At 49.5% G+C, this 784-nt stretch carries 1 protein-coding gene; it reads left to right on the top strand.

Annotated features, from left to right (window positions below):
- The first annotated feature begins 112 nt into the window (after nt 1-112).
- Nucleotides 113-430 (top strand): hypothetical protein, encoded by a 318-nt coding sequence (locus WH277_RS04030; protein WP_339458030.1) that lies wholly within the window; start codon nt 113-115, stop codon nt 428-430.
- Nucleotides 431-784: the final 354 nt, after the last annotated feature.

Genomic DNA, 784 nt, shown 5'->3' with positions numbered 1-784 from the left:
GGATAAAACACAACGAGAGAGTACTTTCCATGTTTCTTAAGTTGTACCAGGTTGACGCCTTTTCTGACCGCGTCTTTGGCGGAAATCCCGCGGCCGTTTTGGTGCTTGATAAATGGTTATCGGGCAACTGAATGTTGAGGTAAAAGAGGACGGCTACCTACTCGATCTGCCCTGCATTCCCCCTGAAGAGATGACACGGCTTCCGGAGATAATCCAGCCTGTTTTCAGCGGTAAGGTACAGCACTGGTTCAGAAATTTCGAAAATATTTTTGTGGTTCTGAACGGCGAAGACGCGGTCAGATCATACCAGCCAGATTTGCACCTGCTTGCCAGACTCGGACCGGTTGGCGTGGTAATAACAGGCCAGAGTTCGGGAAGCCAGTACGATTTCGTTTCACGTTATTTTGCTCCGGGCGCGGGAATTCCGTAAGACCCTGTCACCGGTTCCATTCATGCAACTCTGGTGCCCTATTGGGCTGAAAGGCTGGGGAAAAAAACGTGTCTGCATTGCAGGCGTCCCTGCGAGGTGGACATCTGATGTGTGAGTTAAAAGAAAACAGAGTCATCATTGAAGGTAAGGCGGTGACGTTCATGAAGGCGGAGATTTGCGTACCTGACTGGTTTATGAAGTCTGACTCGGCAAGTCAGGAATAGAGTTCAATTAGTTAATGAGTAACAGGAGAGCGCTGAGGCGCTCCGTTCCTTTTTTCACGCTCTAACTTTATTTACCATTTATGATTACAGGCCACAACGTCCGCTCCTCGCCCATGGCAGACAGCAGACC

The organism is Erwinia sp. MYb416, assembly GCF_037479575.1.
GTDB lineage: Bacteria > Pseudomonadota > Gammaproteobacteria > Enterobacterales > Enterobacteriaceae > Erwinia > Erwinia rhapontici.
This window is presented reverse-complemented; position numbering and strand designations above follow the sequence as displayed.